General features: G+C 73.3%; 14 protein-coding genes. 1 reads left to right on the top strand and 13 read right to left on the bottom strand.

Features of this window, described 5'->3' with window-relative positions; genetic code table 11:
• Positions 1-39: 39 nt before the first annotated feature.
• The 12 genes from ACFRCG_RS43790 to ACFRCG_RS43735 all read right to left on the bottom strand — a co-directional run bounded on the left by ACFRCG_RS43790 (position 40) and on the right by ACFRCG_RS43735 (position 17,426).
• Positions 40-1,617 (bottom strand): succinic semialdehyde dehydrogenase, encoded by a 1,578-nt coding sequence (locus ACFRCG_RS43790; RefSeq protein WP_380042236.1) that lies wholly within the window; start codon positions 1,615-1,617, stop codon positions 40-42.
• A gap of 93 nt (positions 1,618-1,710) precedes the next feature.
• Complete coding sequence (locus ACFRCG_RS43785; protein WP_380042235.1) at positions 1,711-3,096, bottom strand: dihydrolipoyl dehydrogenase family protein; 1,386 nt, start codon at positions 3,094-3,096, stop codon at positions 1,711-1,713.
• Between the two features lie 66 nt (positions 3,097-3,162).
• Positions 3,163-4,977, bottom strand: a complete 1,815-nt coding sequence (locus ACFRCG_RS43780) for a protein kinase (RefSeq protein WP_380042234.1) — start codon at positions 4,975-4,977, stop codon at positions 3,163-3,165.
• A 234-nt stretch (positions 4,978-5,211) separates the two neighbouring features.
• On the bottom strand, positions 5,212-6,894 hold the full coding sequence (locus tag ACFRCG_RS43775) for a serine/threonine-protein kinase (RefSeq protein ID WP_380042233.1): 1,683 nt from the start codon (positions 6,892-6,894) through the stop codon (positions 5,212-5,214).
• A gap of 109 nt (positions 6,895-7,003) precedes the next feature.
• A complete protein-coding gene (locus ACFRCG_RS43770; RefSeq protein ID WP_380042232.1) occupies positions 7,004-8,773 on the bottom strand; it encodes a serine/threonine-protein kinase in 1,770 nt (589 codons plus the stop codon).
• A 33-nt stretch (positions 8,774-8,806) separates the two neighbouring features.
• On the bottom strand, positions 8,807-10,669 hold the full coding sequence (locus tag ACFRCG_RS43765) for a serine/threonine-protein kinase (RefSeq protein ID WP_380042231.1): 1,863 nt from the start codon (positions 10,667-10,669) through the stop codon (positions 8,807-8,809).
• A gap of 177 nt (positions 10,670-10,846) precedes the next feature.
• Positions 10,847-12,586: a glycerol-3-phosphate dehydrogenase/oxidase gene (locus ACFRCG_RS43760; RefSeq protein ID WP_380042230.1), complete on the bottom strand. Its 1,740-nt coding sequence runs from the start codon at positions 12,584-12,586 to the stop codon at positions 10,847-10,849.
• Between the two features lie 228 nt (positions 12,587-12,814).
• Complete coding sequence (locus tag ACFRCG_RS43755) at positions 12,815-13,930, bottom strand: GuaB3 family IMP dehydrogenase-related protein (protein WP_078975688.1); 1,116 nt, start codon at positions 13,928-13,930, stop codon at positions 12,815-12,817.
• A gap of 135 nt (positions 13,931-14,065) precedes the next feature.
• The gene (gene guaB, locus ACFRCG_RS43750; protein ID WP_380042229.1) at positions 14,066-15,568 is read right to left on the bottom strand and encodes an IMP dehydrogenase; all 1,503 of its coding nucleotides are present in this window, start codon (positions 15,566-15,568) and stop codon (positions 14,066-14,068) included.
• Positions 15,569-15,787: 219 nt separating this feature from the next.
• Positions 15,788-15,994 carry a hypothetical protein gene (locus ACFRCG_RS43745; protein ID WP_078975690.1) on the bottom strand — a complete coding sequence of 69 codons (207 nt, stop codon included), beginning with the start codon at positions 15,992-15,994 and terminating at the stop codon, positions 15,788-15,790.
• A complete protein-coding gene (gene shbA, locus ACFRCG_RS43740) occupies positions 15,991-16,584 on the bottom strand; it encodes an RNA polymerase sigma factor ShbA (protein ID WP_078979276.1) in 594 nt (197 codons plus the stop codon). Before shbA ends, ACFRCG_RS43745 begins: the two co-directional genes overlap by 4 nt.
• 230 nt (positions 16,585-16,814) lie before the next feature.
• Positions 16,815-17,426: a response regulator transcription factor gene (locus ACFRCG_RS43735; protein ID WP_020549179.1), complete on the bottom strand. Its 612-nt coding sequence runs from the start codon at positions 17,424-17,426 to the stop codon at positions 16,815-16,817.
• A 561-nt stretch (positions 17,427-17,987) separates the two neighbouring features.
• Between ACFRCG_RS43735 and ACFRCG_RS43730 the strand changes: the two genes are divergently transcribed.
• On the top strand, positions 17,988-18,320 hold the full coding sequence (locus ACFRCG_RS43730) for a WhiB family transcriptional regulator (RefSeq protein WP_078975691.1): 333 nt from the start codon (positions 17,988-17,990) through the stop codon (positions 18,318-18,320).
• Between the two features lie 191 nt (positions 18,321-18,511).
• On the opposite strand, the gene ACFRCG_RS43725 is transcribed toward ACFRCG_RS43730, so the two are convergent.
• Complete coding sequence (locus ACFRCG_RS43725) at positions 18,512-19,330, bottom strand: SDR family oxidoreductase (protein WP_380042228.1); 819 nt, start codon at positions 19,328-19,330, stop codon at positions 18,512-18,514.
• Positions 19,331-19,510 lie beyond the last annotated feature (180 nt).

Below are 19,510 nucleotides of genomic sequence, written 5' to 3'. Positions count from 1 at the left end.
GGCGTGCGACGGCCGTGGACACCGGCCGCACGTGCGCGGTCAGCGCACGCGCAGGGTCTTCATGACGCGCAGGGACAACGTCAGCGAGCGGGCCCACTGCTCGTCGGTCATGCCGAACGGGGCGGCGATCGGGAGGAGGCGCTGGGTGGCCACGGTCTGCGCCTCGGTGAACTTCATGATCCCCTCCGCGCCGTGCCGCCGACCCAGGCCCGAGTCGCCCATGCCGCCCATCGGCGCGCCCGCGCTGCCGTACGCGGCCGCGTAGCCCTCGTTGACGTTCACCGTGCCCGCGTGCAACCGGCGCGCGAGCGCGCCGCCGTGCCGGGTGTCGCGCGTCCACACGCTCGCGTTGAGGCCGTACGCGGTCTCGTTGGCGCGGGTGACGACCTCTTCCTCCTCGGTGTAGCGGTACACCGACACCACCGGGCCGAACGTCTCCTCCGCGCACACCGCCATCTCGGGGGTGACGTCGGCGAGCACCGTCGGCTCGTAGAACAGCGGGCCCAGGTCCGGCCGGGCCTTGCCGCCGACCAGCACCCGTGCGCCCGCCGCCCGGGCCTCGTCCACGTGCCGGGTGACCGCGTCCAGCTGCCGGCGCGAGACCAGCGAGCCCATGTCGGTGTCCCACCCGTATCCGGCCGCGAGGCGCATCGCCTGGATCCGGCCCAGGAACCGGTCCACGAACGCGTCGTGCACGTCCTCGTGCACATACATCCGCTCGATCGAGACGCACAACTGGCCGGCGGAGGAGAAGCAGGCGCGCACCGCGCCCTCGGCGGCCCGGTCCAGGTCCGCGTCCGGCAGCACGATCATCGCGTTCTTGCCGCCCAGCTCCAGCGACGCGCCGACCAGTCGCTCGGCCGCCCGCCGGGCCACCTCGCGCCCGGTGCGGGTGGAGCCGGTGAACCCGACGTAGTCCGCGCCCTCCACCACCGCCGTGCCGACCACCGGGCCGTCACCGAGCACGATCTGCCACAGGTCCTCGGGCAGGCCGCAGTCGATCAGCACGTCCTGGGCCCACAGCGCGGTCAGCGCGGTCTGCGTGTCGGGCTTCATCACCACCGCGTTGCCCGCGATGAACGCCGGGATCGCGTCGCCGATGGACAGCGCCAACGGGTAGTTCCACGGCGACACCAGGCCGACCACTCCCTTGGGGTGGCGGACCTCGATCGCCTTGGTGAGCACCGGCAGCGCACCGGCCCGGCGGCGCTCGCGCAGGTAGCCCGCCGCCCGCCGGCCGTAGTGCCGCGAGCACAGCGCGACGTCCAGGACCTCCTCGAAGGCGTGCTTGCGCGCCTTGCCGGTCTCGGTCTGGACGATGTCCAGGATCTCCGACTGCCGCTCCAGCACCCGGTCGTGAAAGCGCAGGAACACCGCGGCCCGCTCACGCACCGAACGCTTCGCCCACGCGGTCTGCGCGAGCCGCGCGCGGGCGAAGGCCGAGGTGACGTTCTCCGGGGTGGACTCGGGGAGTTCGGCGATCGGCGACCCGTCGAACGGACTACGGGTCGTCACCTTCGTCGGCACGGTGCCGGTCACCACGCGCCGCACCAGTCGCTCGGCGGGCAGGTGGGGCACGACGATGGAGGCTGCTGCGGGCGCTGCGATGTCCGTCATGGCACCAGCCTAGACAGCGCTACTTTCGGGTAACAAGAACCGTCCGGCGCGCGGACGGACCCGACCCGCCCACGCGCCGTTCCCGGGCCCGACTCAGTGCGTGTCGAGGTCGGCCAGCGCCGACTCGATGGTGCGGTGATACGTGGGATACGCGTACATCATGTCCCGCAGCGTGGCCACCGGGACCGCCGCGCGCACGGCCACCACGAGCGCGCCCAGGATCTCGCCGCCGGCCGGGCCGGCGGTGGTCGCGCCGACCAGCACGCCCCGGTCGACGTCCTCGATCACCTTCACGAAGCCGCGCGCGCCGGTGATGTGTCCGCGCGAGGAGGCGGCCAGGTCCGCGTGGCCGATCCGCACGGAGAGCCCGGCGGCTCGGGCCTGGTGCTCGGTCAGGCCGACCGCGCCGATCTCCGGGTCGACGAACGTCACCCGCGGCAGCGCGCTGTGGTCCGCGTCGGGTCCGGCGGTGCCCCGACCGGCCGCGTGCAGGACCGCCTTGGTCACGATGGCCGACTGGTACATCGCCACGTGGGTGAACGCGCCCTGCCCGGTCACGTCGCCGACCGCCCAGACCGCGGGGGCCGCGCCGCCGGGCTGCACCCGCAACTGCCCGTCCACCGGCAGCGCGTGCGCGTGCGGGTCGACGCCCAGCGCCTCGGCGCCCAGGCCCGGCAGGTCCACCCGGCGGCCGGTGGCCACCAGCAGCTTCTCCGCCTCGATCGAGCGCCCGTCGGAGAGTTCGACGGTGAACGTCTTGCCGTCGTGCGCGACCCGCTCGGCCCGCGCGCCCAGGTGGATCTCGACGCCGTCCTCGCCCAGCGCCCACGCGGCCAGGTCGGAGGATTCCGGTTCCTCGACGGCCAACACCCGCTCGCCGTTCTCCACGATCGTCACCCGGGTGCCGAACCGGGTGAACACCTGGGCGAGTTCGAGGCCGATCGCGCCGCCGCCGAGCACCGCGAGCGAAGCCGGCGCCTCGGCGGCCTCGATCGCCTCGCGGTTGGTCCACAGCGGGGTGCCCGCCAGGCCCTCGATCGGCGGGACGAACGCCTTGGTGCCGGTGCCGACCACGATCGCGTGCCGGGCCCGGAAGAGCCGCACCCCGTCGGGGCCGGGCACCTCGACGGTGTCCACGCCGGTGATCCGGCCGGCGCCGCGTACGAAGGTCATGCCCTTGTCGACCAGCCGGTCCACGGCCGCCGTGTCGTCCCAGTCGGCGGTCAACTCGCGGACCCGCGCGGCGAGCGGCGCCCAGTCGGGGTGCTTCTCGGTCCGGGCGCGGGCCGCCGCGTACACCATCGCCTTCGACGGGATGCAGCCCCAGTACGGACACTCGCCGCCGACGAGACCGTCCTCGATGCCCACCACGTCCAGCCCGGCGGAGGCGAGGTTGCCGGCGACGGCCTCGCCGCCGACACCGAGGCCGAGGACGATCACGTCGACGGTCGCGACGTCTTGGGGGTGCTGCGTGCTCACTGGTGTACCTCCGGGGGTGGCTGGGCTCCCTCGGACCGTACCCCGGGACGGACTCGGACTCGCGCGTCACTTGCCCTGGAAGGACTCCGTCATCTTGTCGAAGCGCTCCCGCGAGAGCGGTTCCCAGTCGCTCTGGTACGACGCCACGTACAGCGCGTAGTCCACGTTGCCGGTGGTCACGACACCCAGATTCATCACGTGGCTGGGCACCCGATTGCCCGAGCCGTCACCGTTGATCGGGTCGCCGTCGAAGGTGTACTCCCACATTGCGGCCTTGCGCGCTCCCGGCGGAAGCGGGGTGTAGTCCCGGAGTTGGAGCCGCTTGTAGGCGGGCTTCGTCTTCGCGGTCGCCTCGACGACCTGCTCGAAGTTGCCCAAGGGGTCGTGGCCGACCGGCGTCGCGCCGATCAGATAGGCGGTCTTCCGATCCGCGGTCACGTACTTGATCTGGTCCTTGTTGACGCCGAAGACCGTACGGGTCCTGGCGCCCTTGGGCATGAACAGCGAGAACCCCAGCGGGTCCTTGACCAGTTCGTAGCCGGCGGGCGGGACGGACCCGTTCGGCGCGGAGGCGGACGGCGGCGTGGTGGGAGGAACGGCGGTCGCCGGCGGCGGGGTCTGCGGCTGCGTGCCCTGCCCGGATGTGGTCGGGTTCGGGGCCGCCTTGTCGCCCTTGTCGTCGTCCCGGGTGACCAGGAACCCCACCGCGGCGCCGCCCGCGATCAGCGCGACCACGAGCGCCACGACCGCGACGATCCGGCCGCGGCGGCGCGGCTCGGGGGTCGGCTGATGCGGCGGTGCGGGGGTGTGCGGGATGTGCGGCGGTGGCGAGGGTACGCCCGTGCGGGTCGGCGACGCCTCGGCGGGCGAATACGCCGGTTGCGGCCAGGAGTTCGGCGGCGTGTTGCCGCCCGGGTGTCCGGTCGCGCCCGTGTCGGGACCGGCCTGCGCGCGCCCGTGCGGGTCGTACGGCTGGGCCGGGGTGGTCGGCGCGCCGGGGTCGGCGACCGGGGTCGGCGGCGGCGGGACCGCGCCGTACTGCCGCGACGGTGTCGAGTTCGCCACCTCGTGCAGGATCCGGGCGCCGTCCTCGACGCCCATCCGCAGGTCGACGTCCTTGACCAGCCAGCCCGCGATCACCGGTTCGAGGCCGCCCGCGTGCCGGGGCGGGTCGGCCTCGTCGTTCAGGATCGCGTTCAGCGTGCTGATCATGGTGCCCCGGCGGAACGGGTTGCGTCCCTCGACCGCCATGTACAGCACCACGGCGAGCGACCACAGGTCGGCGGCGAGCAGCGGGCGTTTGCCCTCGGCCCGCTCCGGCGACAGGAAGTCCGGCGACCCGACCAGCATGCCGGTGGTGGTGAGCGTCGCGGTGCCGGTCGCGGTGGCGATCCCGAAGTCGGTCAGCACCACCCGCCCGTGCGGGGTGACCAGGATGTTCGCGGGTTTGACGTCGCGGTGCAGCACACCCTTTTGATCGGCGGCGATCAGCGCGTCGAGCACCTTCAGGCCCAGTTCGGCGGCGTCGGCCGGGGTCAGCGTGCCCTGCGTCTCCAGGATCTCGGCGAGCGACTGGGCCTCGACCAGCTCCATCACGATCCACGGGATGCCGCCGTCCTCGACCACGTCGTGGATGGTGACCACGTTCGGATGCCCGATCCGGGCCGCAGTGCGGGCCTCGCGCATCGTGCGCTCGCGGGCCAGCTCCTTCTCCTCGTCGTCGAGGTGGTCGGGCAGCCGCAGCTCCTTGATCGCGACGTCGCGGTGCAGCATCTCGTCCACGGCACGCCATACCGTGCCCATGCCGCCTCGGCCGAGCATGGTGCCCAACCGGTAACGCCCGCCGACCACCCGACCGCGCGTGCCCCCGGTCTGTGCCACGTACCCTCCCCGCATCGGCCGGCTGTAGCGCCGGCCATCTTCGGTCTGCAACCCGCCACATTAGATGCGACGCCCCGGGGTTCGGCGAGCGGATCCGCCGACCGGACCGTTCCGGGCCCGCCTCTCGCACCCCGCCGGCGGGCACGCCGACGGTCCCCGTCACGGCCGTGACGTGGGGTTTCCCGGCCCCGGGCGACCCGTGGCCGGTGCTCGATCGGGCGGGAGCGAACCCGATCAGGTCGACTTGCCCGCGCTGCCGGCCGATGGCGGGTCGGTGACCGGCGGGCGGGTGGTGGCGGTGGTCGTGGTGGTCGTCGGCGGCTTGCTCGTGGTCGGCGGCCTCGTGGTGGGCGGGCGCGTCGTGGGCGGGCGGGTGGTCCACGTCTCCGTGTTGGTCGGCCGCGAGGTGCGGGTCGACCCGGACCCCTGGCTGCCGCTGCCCGAGGTGCCGCTGTCGTTGTTCCCGGAGCCGGTGGAGGAGCCGGTGGTGTGCAGCATGTCGTTGCGGGTTCCGCTTCCCGGCGAGTTCGCGGCGCCCGAGCCGGCGGGCTGCGTGTTGGCGACCTTCTCGTTGCCCGAGCCGCCGTCGCCGCCTCCGCCCTGCCCGCCCAGTGCGTTCGGCACGAAGATCGCCAGCGCGGCCACCGCGGCGGCGACCATGGTGCCGAAGACGACGGCCTTGCGGCGCTTCTTCTTCGTCGCGGCGTCGGCCGCGGCCGACGGGCCGCCGGCCGGGCCGATCAGCACCGGGTTGACCCGGTCGTCGGCGGTGGCCGAGCCGTGCACCGCGTCGGTGGGCGACCAGGCGTGCGCGCCGGTCGCCGGGTAGCCGCCGCCGGGGCCTTCCGGATCCGCGGAACCGACCGCGCCGAACGGCGGCGCGGCGGCGGTCGGCGGCTGCTGCCGCCAGTCCGGCTCCGGTCCGGGCTGCGGCGTCGGCACCGGCGTCGACGGGGTCTGCGGGGTCGGCGGCGGGGCCGGCTGCCAGGACGAGCGGGTGGCGCCGCGGACGCCGCCCGGGTCCTCGACGGTCGCGGTGCCCGGCGGGATCGGGCCGGCCGCGTTCCACGGGTCCTCGGGAAGCGGTTCGACACCGACCAGCGCGGCGGTCAGGAGCCGTTCGGTGGTGTCCTCGTCGGCCCGCTCCGACGGGTCCTTGCGCAGCAGCGCCTCGATGGCCGGCCACAACGCGCCGGACTGCCGCGGCGGCGCGGGCTCGTCGGTGAGCACCGCGCTGAGCGTGTCCATCGCGCCCGACCGGCGAAACGGCGAGAACCCCTCCACCGCCTGGTACAGGGTCACCCCGAGCGACCACAGGTCGGAGGCCGGGCCGGGCCGACGCCCGAGCACCCGCTCCGGCGCCAGGTATTCGGGCGAGCCGACCAGCACCCCGGTCGCGGTGAGGGTGACGGAGCCGGCCACGGTGGCGATGCCGAAGTCGGTCAGCACGATCCGACCACCGGGCGCCATCAGGATGTTGCTGGGCTTCACGTCGCGGTGCAGGACGTCGGCCGCGCGGGCGGCGCGCAGCGCGGCGAGCACCGCCAGGCCGACCTCGGCCGCCTCGTGCGGGGCCATCCGGCCCTCGTCGAGCACGTCGGTGAGCGAGGGCGCGCGGACCAGCTCCATCACGATCCACGGGCGCCCGTCGTCCTCGGCGACGTCGAAGATGGTGACCACGTTGGGGTGGGTGATCCGGGCCGCCGCGCGGGCCTCGCGCAGCGCCCGCTCGCAGCGGCCCTGGGTCTCCATCTCGTCCAGGTCGTCCGGGATCCGGACCTCCTTGACCGCGACGTCGCGGCGCAGCAGCTCGTCGAAGGCGAGCCACACCGTGCCCATGCCACCTCGACCGAGCGGCTCGCCCAGGCGATAGCGCCCATCCACCAGGCGGCCGTGCGAGCCGCTGTCGTGTGCCACGTGGTCCTCCCCAAGACCGTGGACACCACCCGATCCGCCCCGTCGGCGCGTCTTTGGCGTCACGTATAGGACGTTCGGCGGGTGCCGAAGGTTCCGCTCCGGGCCGGGCTCAGCCGCCCGGCGTGAAACTCTCCCGCGCCGCTTCGAACGCCGAACGCACCAGCGCCGCGCCGCCGTCGGGGCCGGAGACCCAGAAGTCCCAGGTCCGGCCGTCCTCGACGAAGCGCATGTTGATCGAGCGGCGCACCGTGCCCCGGTCGTTCCAGGTGAACTCCCAGAGCCCGGCGACCTGTCGGTGCACGGTCGTACAGATGAGGCGGATCAGGTGGTAGTCCGTACCGTTTCCGATGAAGCTGCCCGGTCCCAGGCCCTTGGATGCCTGTACGGTCAATTCGCCGCACGGATCGCCGTGCGCGTCGGACGCGTCGGGACGCACCCCGAGGCGGTACCGGTCGTCGGTCGACCGGTAGTAGACCCGCTCGCCGGCCGCGTCGCGCACGGTCCAGTCGGCGGGCACGAGCACGGTGAACGCGCCGCGCGTGGTCACCCGCCGAAACCCGCCCGCCGGATCGACCGGGCCGGGGCCGTCACTCGGGACGACGACGGCACCACTCGCCCGCACGTCGGCCCCCGGCGGCCCGGAAGCGGCCGCCGAGGCCGCGCCCCGACGATCGGCCCGCTCCACCAGCACTCCGACGACCATCCCGGCCACCGCAAGCACCACCCCCACCACCGCGCCCACCACGACCGGCACCCGCCGCGACGCCCAGGCGAACGCGGGCCGCCCCGAGCCCGAGGGCGACGCGGCGGGAGTGGGCGACCCGGGCGGGGCCGGCGCGACGGGCGGTCCGGGAGGCGTCGGCGGCGCGGGCGGCCCCGCCGGGGCGGCGGGCGCGAGTGGGGCGGCCGGTTCCGGGGGTGTGCGCGGGCCCGGTGGGTCGGGTGTCGGCGCCGGCTCGATGCCGGGGAGGGAGGTCGCGGACGGGGCCGGGTCGGGGTGAGCGGGTGCGTCGGCGGAGACGAGGTGGGGGCGCGCGACGGGCGTGCCGGGCCCGCGCCGCTCCCCCGCTCCTCCCGCGCTCGCCGCGGCCAGCAGCGGGGCCGCGTCCGCCGCCGTCATCCGCGCGGCCGGATCCGGCGTGAGCAGCCCGAGCACCGCCTCGGCCAGCGGCCCGGCGTGCGTGGGCGGCGGGCACCTGCCCAGCGCCACCGCCTGCAGCGTGGCCAGCGGATTGTCCCGGCGGAACGGCGAGAATCCCTCGACCATCTCGTACAACGTCACACCCAGCGACCACAGGTCGGCCGGCGCCCCGGACGGCCGACCGCCCGCCCGCTCCGGCGCCATGTACTCCGGGGTCCCCGCGGTCGCGCCGGTCTCGGTGACCGCGGGCGCGTCCGGGTGCGTCGCGATGCCGAAGTCGGTGAGCACCACACCGTCGTCCTCGTCCACGATCACGTTGGCGGGCTTCACGTCCCGGTGCTCGATGCGGACCCGGTGCACGGCGGCCAGCCCCGCGAGCATGCGCGCGCCGATCCGCGCCACCCGCTCCGGCGCCATCGCGCCCTCGGCGATCAGCGCGGTGAGCGGCCGGCCCGGCAGCAGCTGCATCACGATCCACGGCCGGCCGTCCTCGACCACGATGTCGAACACGGTGACCACGTTCGGGTGCCGCACCCGTCCCGCGGCCCGCACCTCGCGCCGCATCCGCGCCGAGCGCCGGGCCACCTCGTCGGCGTCGAGCCAGTCGGGCAGCCGCAACTCCTTGATCGCCACGTCCCGCCCGATCTTCGGGTCGTGGGCCCGCCACACCACCCCCATGCCGCCCTGCCCCAGCACCTCCGTCAACAGGTACCGCCCCGCGAGTACGCGCCCACTCATCGCCACCCCGACCGGATCGTCTTCCGGGCCCGGTCAGCCTGCGATCGACAGGTGACGGCGGGCGTGCTCGTAATAGGCGCCGGCCGTGCCCCACAGGTCGTCGCGACCACGCACGGTCAGCCAGTAGCGCAGGCCGGACGTGGTACGCACGACCAGGTCCTTGCCGTGGTACGTGGTCAGGTCCTGACCGCGCCAGACGTACTCCCACTCCGCGGCCTCGTGGCCCCGGTAGTCGATGGCCTGCAGGAGCAGCCGCTCGTAGTCCTCGCCGTCCAGCCGCTCCCGCCCGCCGACGCTGCCGTGCTCGCGGTGCGCGACCGACTCCTCGGGGGCCATCACGATGCCCCGGTCGACGGTGACGGTGACCGAGATCAGCCGGTCCGGGTCGGTCACCGTCAGCCCGCTCTGGCTGTCCGTACAGGTCCAGCCCTCCGGCACGGGCAGCGCGAAGCCAAGATCGGTGCGGCGCCGCCGGCGCAGTCGCGGTATCACCTTGTTGTCCACGAGCGGGCCGACCACCAGGCAACCGCCGATCAGCGCGCCGACGATGATCGGGTTCGGATTGATCTTCGCCACCTCCAGCGCGCCGCCGGCGATCACCCCGAGCAGCATCGCGATCGGCACCGACCGGGAGATCCGCCGGTGCGGCAACACCAGCCACACGCTCAGCGCGAGCGCGAGCAGCACGATCGTGTACATCCCGGTCCAGCTGCCGAACGCGGCCAGCCAGCGCGCGCCGGCGGCGGTGGCGATGCCGACCGAGGTCAGGATGGTCGTCCAGTGCCGGAACCACCAGCGCGGCCAGCGCCGGTAGCGGGCCCGGAACGCGCCGCCCTCGCGGGGCAGGCGCACGTTGGTGAAGGTCTCGTCCAGGCTCCCCCGGGCACCGCCCCGGGTGCCCGCGCCCGCCCGGGCCGGCGGACGCGGCGTGCCCGGCGGACGCGGCGTGCCGGGGCGCAACGGGGTGTGCGGATGGCCGGTCACCCGCACACCGTGCCGCCGCACCGCGCCGGGCCGGGTCCGGTCCGGCACGAAACGCTCGGAGGTCGATCCGCCGGTCGCGGTCGGCATTCGCTCGACGATCTCCAGGAGCAACTCGCGCACCTCGGTCACCGAGCCCCGCCTGGCCGGGTCCTTGACCAGCAGCGCCTTCAGCACCGGGGTCAGCGGGCCGGCCAGGAAGATCTCCGGGAAGCGGCCCGCGGCCACGGCGGCGAGGGTGGCCGCGTGCGTGTTGCGGCGAAACGCCGGTCGGCCCTCGACCGCCTCGAACAGCGTCGCGCCGAGCGACCACAGGTCGGCGGGCGGCCCGGGCGGCTCGCCCGCGATCTGCTCCGGCGCCAGGTATTCGGGTGAGCCGACCATCGCGCCGGCCTGGGTGAGCGTGGCGCTGTCCTCGACCGAGGCGACCCCGAAGTCGGTGAGCACCACCCGGCCGTTGCGGGCCAAGAGCACGTTGGCGGGCTTGACGTCGCGGTGCAGCACGCCGACCTCGTGCGCGGCCTCCAGCGCGGCGAGCAGGCGCAGGCCCAATTCGGCGACCTGCTCGGGCGGGATCGGCCCCTCCTTGTCCAACTCCTGGGCCAGGGAGAGCCCGCGGACCAGTTCCATCACGATCCAGGGCCGCTCGTCCTGCTCGGCGACGTCGAAGATGGTCACCACGTTCGGGTGGTCGATCCGGGCCGCCGCCCGCGCCTCGCGCAACATCCGCGCGCTCAGCGTGCCGCGCTCGTCGTCGTCCTCGTAGCGGGGAAGCCGCATCTCCTTGACCGCCACGTCGCGATCCAACATGGTGTCCACCGCCCGCCACACGGTGCCCATCCCGCCCCGGCCCAGTTGATCACCCAGGCGGTATCGCCCCGCCAGCAGACGCTCGGGCTCCTCCGGGTCGGTCAAGTCTCTCGCTCCCCATGCAGCCGCGGTCCCGCCGCGCGATCGGGTGGTTGCCTTCCCATACTCCTGTCCGGCGGCGCGCGGGGTCCACCGGTTCGCGGACGAACCTCGCCGACGACACCTGACCGGCCTATCGATGGAACGTGACAACGCCCGGGAAGGTGCCCACGGCACTGCGGATCAACCGCCGGGATCGGGTGCCGCCGCCGGGCCTCGACCGGAGACGATGTCCTCCGCCCCGAGCCGCACCGCGTCCGCCGTGTGGTCGTCCATCTGCTCCTGCGAGGACCGTTCCGCCTCGATCCGTTTCAGGTAGTAGTCCACCTCCCGCCGCGACCGCTCCTCCTCCCATCCCAGCACCCGCGCCATCAACGCGCCGCAGGCCCGGGCCGCCCGCGCGCCCCGGTCGAACGTCTCGATCGACACCCGGGTCCGGCGATCCAGCACGTCGCCCAGGTGCAACGCGCCCTCGTGGGTGCAGGCGTACACCACCTCGGCGGCCAGATAGTCGTCCGCGCCGTCCAGCGGATACGCCAACTCCGGCTCCGCCGCGATCAGCGCCAGCGGCTCCTCGATCAGCGACCCGTACCGGTTCAACAGGTGCTCCACCCGGGCCACGTGCAGGCCGGTGCGCGCCGCCGTCGAGGTCCGCGCGTTCCACAGCGCCCGATACCCCTCCGCGCCCACCAGCGGCACCGTCGCGGTGCAACTCGGCGGCACCTTGCGATCCAGGCCGTGCACCGCGGCGTCCACCGCGTCCGCGGCCATCACCCGATACGTCGTGTACTTGCCGCCCGCCACCACCACCAAGCCCGGCACCGGGTGCGCCACGGTGTGCTCGCGGGACAACCGCGAGGTGGCGTCCGACTCGCCCGCGAGCAGCGGACGCAGGCCCGCGTACACCCCCTCGACGTCCTCGCGGGTGAGCGGCACCGCGAGCACCTCGTTGACGTGATCGAGCAGATACTCGATGTCCGCCCGACTCGCCGCGGGATGCACCTTGTCCAGATCCCAGCGGGTGTCGGTGGTGCCCACGATCCAGTGCCGACCCCACGGGATCACGAACAGCACGCTCTTCTCGGTGCGCAGGATCAGCCCGGTCGAGGAGTGGATCCGGTCCCTGGGCACCACCAGGTGGATGCCCTTGGAGGCGCGCACGTGGAACTGCCCGCGCTCGCCGACCATGGCCTGGGTCTCGTCCGTCCACACCCCGGTCGCGTTGACCACCTGCCCGGCCCGGACGTCGTACGTCGCGCCGGTCTCCATGTCGCGCACGTGCACCCCGACCACCCGCTCGCCCTCGCGCAGGAAGCCGGTCACCGCCGCCCGCGAGGCCACGTGCGCGCCGTAGCCGGCCGCGGTGCGCACCAGGGTCATCGTGTACCGCGCGTCGTCCACCTGCGCGTCGTGGTACTGCACCGCGCCCACCAGCGCGTCCTTGCGCAACGCCGGTGCCAGGCGCAGCGCCTGACGCCGCGTCAGCTGCCGATGGCGGGGCAGCCCCGGATCCCGGCCGGCCGACACCGCCATCGTGTCGTAGAGCGTCACCCCGGCAGTGACGTAGGGCCGCTCCCAACCCCGGTGGCGCAGCGGGTACAGGAACGGCACCGGCTTGACCAGGTGCGGCGCCAGCGTGCGCAGCAGCAATCCACGCTCGCGCAGCGCCTCGCGCACCAGCGCGAAGTCCAGCATCTCCAGGTAGCGCAGCCCGCCGTGGATCAACTTGCTGGAGCGGCTGGAGGTGCCCGACGCCCAGTCGCGCGCCTCCACCAGACCCACCGACAGACCCCGGGTGACCGCGTCCAGGGCGGTGCCCGCGCCGACCACACCGCCGCCCACCACGACGATGTCCAGTTCGCGCTCGGCCATCCGCCGCAGCGCCCGCGCGCGCTCCGCGGGCCCCAACGCCGTGGTCCGCATCCGCCACCTCCGACCTCGATCATCACGCAAGGGACCACACGGACGGCGACGACGCGCCCCTCCTGCGTGTACCCATTGCCCCGCCGCCCGGACCCCACATGCGCCGCACGACCCGCGCACCCCGCGGACGAGGTGCCCGCCCGCCGCCCGCGAGCCACCCTCGAACCACCCGGAAACGACGAACGGCCCCGAACACCGAGGGTGTTCGGGGCCGGACGGGGATTCGGGTCAGTGCGCGGGCGAGACCGTGACCTCGACCTGCTGGAACTTCTTCAGCTCCGAGTAGCCCGTGGTGGCCATCGCCCGACGCAGCGCGCCGAACAGGTTCATCGAACCGTCGGACACGTGCGAGGGGCCGAGCAGGATCTCCTCCAGGGTGCCCACCGCGCCCAGGTTCATCCGCCGGCCGCGCGGCAGTTCGGGGTGGTGCGCCTCCGAACCCCAGTGGTGGCCGGCGCCGGGGGCGTCGCTCGCCCGGGCCAGCGCCGAGCCGATCATCACCGCGTCCGCGCCGCACGCCACCGCCTTGGCGATGTCGCCGCTGCGGCCCACGCTGCCGTCGGCGACCACGTGCACGTAGCGACCGCCCGACTCGTCGAGGTAGTCCCGCCGCGCCTCGGCCACGTCGGCCACCGCGGTCGCCATCGGCACCGCGACGCCGAGCACACCGCGCGTGGTGTGCGCCGCGCCGCCGCCGAAGCCGACCAGGACGCCGGCCGCGCCCGCCCGCATCAGGTGCAGCGCGCCCTGGTAGGTCGCACACCCGCCGACGATCACCGGCACGTCGAGGTCGTAGATGAACTGCTTGAGGTTCAGCGGTTCGGCCCGACCGGACACGTGCTCCGCCGAGACGGTGGTGCCGCGGATGACGAACACGTCGACACCGGCGTCGATCACGGCCTTGTGGTATTGCGCGGTGCGCTGCGGCGACAACGCCGCGGCGGTGACCACGCCCGAGTCGCGGATCTGCTTGATCCGCGCGCCGATCAGCTCCTCCTTGATCGGCTCGGCGTAGATCTCCTGCATCCGCCGGGTCGCCGCGTCCTCGTCGAGCGCGCCGATCTCCTCGATCAGCGGCGTCGGGTCCTCGTAGCGGGTCCACAACCCTTCGAGGTTGAGCACGCCGAGGCCGCCCATCCGGCCCACCTCGATCGCGGTCTGCGGCGACACCACGCTGTCCATCGGCGCGGTCAGGAACGGCAGTTCGAACCGGTACGCGTCGATCTGCCACGCGATCGAGACCTCTTCGGGGTCCCGGGTCCGCCGGCTGGGGACGATGGCGACGTCGTCGAAGTGATAGGCACGCCGGCCACGCTTGCCCCGGCCGATTTCGACCTCAGTCACGTTGCGCCTCTCCTGCTGGAATCGGTGGCTGGGAAAATCCCCGTATCCCAGGGTACGGGGCGAGTACGCAGGCGAGGGGCCCCGCCCGGCGTACGGACGGGGCCCCTCGGTGTAGTACGGATACCACGGCGCCCGCTAGCGCGAGTGGTAGTTCGGCGCTTCCTGCGTCATGTGGATGTCGTGCGGGTGCGACTCCTTGAGCCCGGCCGAGGTGATCCGCACGAAGCGGCCCTTGTCCTGGAGCTCGGCCACGGTCGCGGCGCCGGCGTAGCCCATCGACGCGCGCAGGCCGCCGATCAGCTGGTGCGCGACGGCGGACAGCGGACCCCGGTAGGGCACCTGGCCCTCGATGCCCTCGGGGACGAGCTTGTCCTCGGAGAGCACGTCGTCCTGGAAGTAGCGGTCCTTGGAGAAGGACTTGGCCTGGCCGCGCGACTGCATCGCGCCGAGCGAGCCCATGCCCCGGTAGGACTTGAACTGCTTGCCGTTGATGAAGATCAGGTCGCCGGGGCTCTCCTCGCAACCCGCGAGCAGGCTGCCCAGCATCACCGTGTCCGCGCCCGCCGCGATCGCCTTGGCGATGTCGCCGGAGTACTGCAGGCCACCGTCGCCGATCACCGGCACGCCCGCCGCCCGCGCCGCCTGCGCCGCCTCGTAGATCGCGGTGACCTGGGGCGCGCCGACGCCGGCGATCACCCGGGTGGTGCAGATCGAGCCGGGGCCCACGCCGACCTTGACGCCGTCCACGCCCGCGTCGATCAGCGCCTGGGCGCCGTCGCGGGTGGCCACGTTGCCGCCGATGACGTCGACCTTGGTGTTCGCCTTGACCTTGGCGATCATCTCCAGCACGTTGCGCTGGTGGCCGTGCGCGCTGTCCACCACGATGAAGTCGACGCCGGCCTCGACCAGCGCCTGGGCGCGGAGGTAGCTGTCGTCGCCGGTGCCGATCGCGGCGCCGACCACGAGCCGGCCGTCGGCGTCCTTGGTCGCGTGCGGATACTGCTCGCTCTTGACGAAGTCCTTGACCGTGATCAGGCCGTGCAGCTTGCCGGCGTCGTCGATCAGCGGCAGCTTCTCCACCTTGTGCCGGCGCAGCAGCTCCATCGCCTGGTCGCCGGTGGTGCCGACCTTGCCGGTGACCAGCGGCATCGGGGTCATGATGTCGCGCACGCGGCGCGAGTGGTCGACCTCGAAGCGCAGGTCGCGGTTGGTGACGATGCCGAGCAGTCGGCCCTTGTCGTCGGTGACCGGGACGCCGCTGATCCGGAACCGCGCGCACAGCGCGTCGACTTCCTGCAGCGTGGCGTCGGCGCCGATGGTGATCGGGTCGAGCACCATGCCGGCCTCGGACCGCTTGACCGTGTCCGCCTGCGCGGCCTGGTCCTCCACCGACAGGTTGCGGTGCAGCACACCGACGCCGCCCTGGCGGGCCATGGCGATCGCCATCCGCGCCTCGGTGACGGTGTCCATCGCCGACGAGAGCAGCGGGATGCGGACGCGGATGTTGCGGGTGACCCGGGCGGAGGTGTCCACCTCGCTCGGCACGACGTCGGACGCGCCCGGCAGCAGCAGGACATCGTCGTACGTCAGCCCGAGCATCGCGAACTTCTCGGGTACGCCGTCGGCCGTGAGACTCATGACACCTTCCGAAGGTATTCCGATGGACCGCTCCGCCGGCCCCGCGAGGAACGGGGTCCCCGGGTAGCCGGGTAGGACGAGAACGCGCTCTCGGCAAGCGGATGGGTGGGTTGAGGGTTCATGCTACTGGCCCCGCGCGGTGCTTCGAGCCCGCTTGCCGACGGTGAGCACAACGGCACACCCGGCCCCGACCATTCCCGGCCGGAATCGGCACCGGCCTCAGCACCGGTCCGGCACCACCCGACGGCGGTTCGCGGCGGTGCCGTCCACCTCGGCGAGCAGCGCGTCGAACAAGCCGACGATCCGGTCCTGGACGGGCAGCGGGCGCCGCCGGCGCAGCTGCTCCACGAGCTCGTCGTCCTGGCGCAGCAGACCCAGGTCGGCGGTGCCGGATCGGCCGCCGAACCGCACACCACCGCCGCTCACGCGGTCTTCTCCTCGCCCGCCAACGCCCGAAGGCGGGTCAACGCGCGATGTTGGGCGACCCGCACCGCACCGGGCGACATGCCCATCGCCCGCCCGGTCTCCTCGGCGGACAACCCGACCGCGACCCGCAACACGAGCAGCTCGCGCAGGTTGTCGGGCAGCCTGCCGAGCAGGGCGCGCGCGTGCGCGGCGTCGCTGCGCCGCACCACCTGGTCCTCGGGCCCGGGGTGGTCGTCCACCGCCTCGGGCAGATCGCAGGTGGGCACCGCGCCGCGCATCGCGGCACGCTGCACGTCGACCACCTTGTGTGCCGCGATACCGAACACGAACGCCTCGAACGGGCGCCCCTCGTCGCGATATCGCGGCAGCGCGGAGAGCACCGCCAGGCACACCTCCTGCGCGGCGTCGTCGGCCGCGTGCTCGGCGCCGGAGACCCGGCCGAGCCGGGCCCGGCAGTAGCGCAACACCAGTGGTCGGACGTAGGCGAGCAGTTCGTCGGTCGCCTGCACATCCCCCTGGACCGCGCGGACCACGACGGCACGCATGCCGTCGTCGGCGTGCGCGTGTGCTTCGTACGACTCGTCCGGCATTCGCTCGGGGGTCCCACCCATGCCATTCAGTATGCAGGGATCGGCGACCGAATCACGGCCATGCCGACCCGGGGGACTCATCCGGCCCCCCGGGCAACGGCATTCACCGCACGGGCCCTCGCCCGTCGGGGGCCGTCGGCACCCGCCTCATCGCACAAGTCCCCACCGACCGTGGTCGCCCGGACGAACCCCCGGGCCCTCGCGGTCGGGGAGGTCCTCGCGGACGTTCGTCATCGCACGAGTCCCCACCGAAATCCCAGCGCGACCGCGTGCGCCCGGTCGGACGCGCCCAGCTTCTTGAACAGGCGTCGGGCGTGGGTCTTGACCGTGTCCTCCGACAGGAACAGCTCGCGCCCGATCTCGGCGTTGCTGCGCCCGTGGCTCATGCCCTCGAGCACCTGGATCTCACGTGCCGTCAGGGTCGGCGCCACGCCCATGTCGGGCGAGCGCAACCGCCGCGGCGCCAGCCGCCACGTCGGGTCGGCGAGCGCCTGGGAGACGGTCGCGCGCAGTTCCGCGCGCGACGCGTCCTTGTGCAGATATCCCCGAGCCCCGGCGGCGACCGCGAGGGCCACCCCGTCCAGGTCCTCGGCCATCGTCAGCATGATCACCCGTGCGCCGGGGTCGCCGGCCAGGAGGCGGCGTACCGCCTCGACGCCGCCGAGCCCGGGCATCCGCACGTCCATGAGGACGAGGTCGGACCGCTCCGCGCCCCAGCGCCGCAGTACCTCCTCGCCACTCGTGGCCGTCGTCACCCTCTCGACGCCGGGGACCGTGGCCACCGCCCGCCGCAGGGTCTCCCGAACCAGCGGGGAATCGTCGCAGACCAGGACGGTCGTCATCGCCGGCCTCCGCAGTGGATCCGCGTCACGTTGAGCCTCCACGCCTGTACGTACCGTTTCCTTTGCGGCGGCCCCGAGGATCGGTGGCTCGGGATCCAGCCCCGACCGCCCTCGTCGCCAACCGCTTCACCCACCCCAACGAGCATCACTCGAAAGGGTTACGGGGGGAGTTCCGCTCCGCCGCCACCACAACGAGGCGACCGTCCCGAAGGACACGCGAGGGTGAAGCCCGGCCGCCCCACCCCACCCGGCGACCGCCCCGCACACCCACCCCCTGTCCCCCACTCCCCACTCCCCGCTCCTCGAACGCCCCTCCACCCACACCACACCCATTCGCACCACATCATCACGATTCACCCGATACACCCGCCATAGACCCCACCCTGGGTAATTTTTTCGGGATTGGATGCATAAGTGGGAATTAGGATTGGAACTGATCATTTCGTGACACAGTCGCACCTACTTCTGATCGCTTGATCACGACTGTTCTGCACGGTCCGCACCAGAGGTGGCATCCCTGCTCACCGATCACTCGTACGCGATAAGCAAGAGGGACGAGTCATGGCTGATTTCTCGCGACTCCCCGGCCCCAACGCCGATCTGTGGGACTGGCAGCTGTCGGCAGCCTGTCGCGGAGTCGACAGCGCACTGTTCTTCCATCCCGAAGGCGAGCGAGGCGCCGCCAGGGTCGCCCGGGAGGCCTCGGCCAAGGAAGTCTGCATGCGGTGCCCGGTCCGTCGCCAGTGCGCCACGCACGCGCTCAAGGTGCGCGAGCCGTATGGCGTATGGGGCGGGCTCACCGAGGACGAACGGGTCGAACTCGACAGCGACCGCCGGCACGGGGTCGCCGCGGAACGGGCGGCCGCGGCGAGCGGCGCGTCCGTGACGCACTGACCTCCACGACCTTCACGCGTCACCCTCTCGGGCGCCCACGCCTCGCCTCCCGCCCCGACGGCGGAGCCCGACAACACCATCGTGAAACGTCCGGCGGCCCGCCCCCGAGCCAGGGGGCGGGCCGCCGAACGTCGACACGGGCCAGTCGCGCGACACGTGTCGGCACGGGACACGCGGAAGGGTACGGCCCGTTATTGGAAGGCGGACACGTCCATCTCCCACACCTTCGGCCAGTCCCTGCCCCGGAAGGAGGCGTCCGTGCCGCCGTCGCAGAAGACCACGGAGCCGACGAAGAAGCTCGACTCGCCGCCGAGCAGGAACGCCACCAGCGCGGCGATCTCCTCGGGCCGGCCGCCGCGACCGGCCGGGATGGTGTTCAGGAACATCTCCATGCCCTCGGCGGTCAGCGGGTCCCTGCGGCCCTCGGCCGTCATCGGGGTCTCGATCAGGCCCGGCGCGATCGCGTTGAGCCGGATACCGTCGGCGATGTACTCGGCGCACCGGGTACGGGCGTACCAGGCGAGCGCCGCCTTGGTCGCGGGGTATGCCTGCAGCGCCGCGAACTCGCCGAACGCCTCGGCCGCCGCGCTCGCCCCCGCCTCGTCCCCGGCCAGGCACGAATCGGCCACCTCGACCGGCCAGTTCGGCTGCGCCGTCGTGGAGTTCGAGCTGATCAGCACGACCGAGGCGCCCTCGCCCGCGGCGAGCAGCGGACGCAGCCCCTCCAGGAGCACGATCGCGCCGAAGTAGTTCACCGACACCAGCAGGGCGCCCGACCGACCGGTGGCCGCGGCCAGGCCCGCAAACGGCACGAAGCCGTCGAGCACGCCGCCGGACAGCTCGGTGACCCGCGTGATCGCCTCGGTCCGACCCGCGGCCGTGCCCAGGTCCACGGTGACGTCGGCGTCGCGCAGGTCGACGCCGATCACCCGGTGCCCGTCCGCCTCCAGCCGGGCCTTGGTCGCGGCGCCCAGGCCGGAGGCCGCGCCGGTGATCGCGTAGGTACCCATGTGTCTCCTTCGTGCTGCTCGACGGATCGACCCCACCCGACAGCTGACGGTCCGTCAGCTGTCGGGCTCCGGGCACTCTCGCAGATCGGGCCGGCGGCGAAAAGGCCGACGGGCCCGACCGCGGGGATGCGGTCGGGCCCGTCGGGGACGTGCGGGGTGGAACCGGTGCGCGGGGAACCC

It is taken from the genome of Embleya sp. NPDC056575 (assembly GCF_042793325.1).
GTDB lineage: Bacteria > Actinomycetota > Actinomycetes > Streptomycetales > Streptomycetaceae > Embleya.
This window is presented reverse-complemented; position numbering and strand designations above follow the sequence as displayed.

Bases quoted from the DNA above. Each gene is read 5' to 3' on its own strand.
- ACFRCG_RS43735 (WP_020549179.1), bottom strand. From the start codon at position 17,426: ATGACGACCGTCCTGGTCTGCGACGATTCCCCGCTGGTTCGGGAGACC.
- ACFRCG_RS43725 (WP_380042228.1), bottom strand. From the start codon at position 19,330: ATGGGTACCTACGCGATCACCGGCGCGGCCTCCGGCCTGGGCGCCGCG.
- ACFRCG_RS43790 (WP_380042236.1), bottom strand. From the start codon at position 1,617: ATGACGGACATCGCAGCGCCCGCAGCAGCCTCCATCGTCGTGCCCCAC.
- ACFRCG_RS43770 (WP_380042232.1), bottom strand. From the start codon at position 8,773: ATGAGTGGGCGCGTACTCGCGGGGCGGTACCTGTTGACGGAGGTGCTG.
- guaB (WP_380042229.1), bottom strand. From the start codon at position 15,568: ATGAGTCTCACGGCCGACGGCGTACCCGAGAAGTTCGCGATGCTCGGG.
- shbA (WP_078979276.1), bottom strand. From the start codon at position 16,584: ATGCCGGACGAGTCGTACGAAGCACACGCGCACGCCGACGACGGCATG.
- ACFRCG_RS43730 (WP_078975691.1), top strand. From the start codon at position 17,988: ATGGCTGATTTCTCGCGACTCCCCGGCCCCAACGCCGATCTGTGGGAC.
- ACFRCG_RS43760 (WP_380042230.1), bottom strand. From the start codon at position 12,586: ATGCGGACCACGGCGTTGGGGCCCGCGGAGCGCGCGCGGGCGCTGCGG.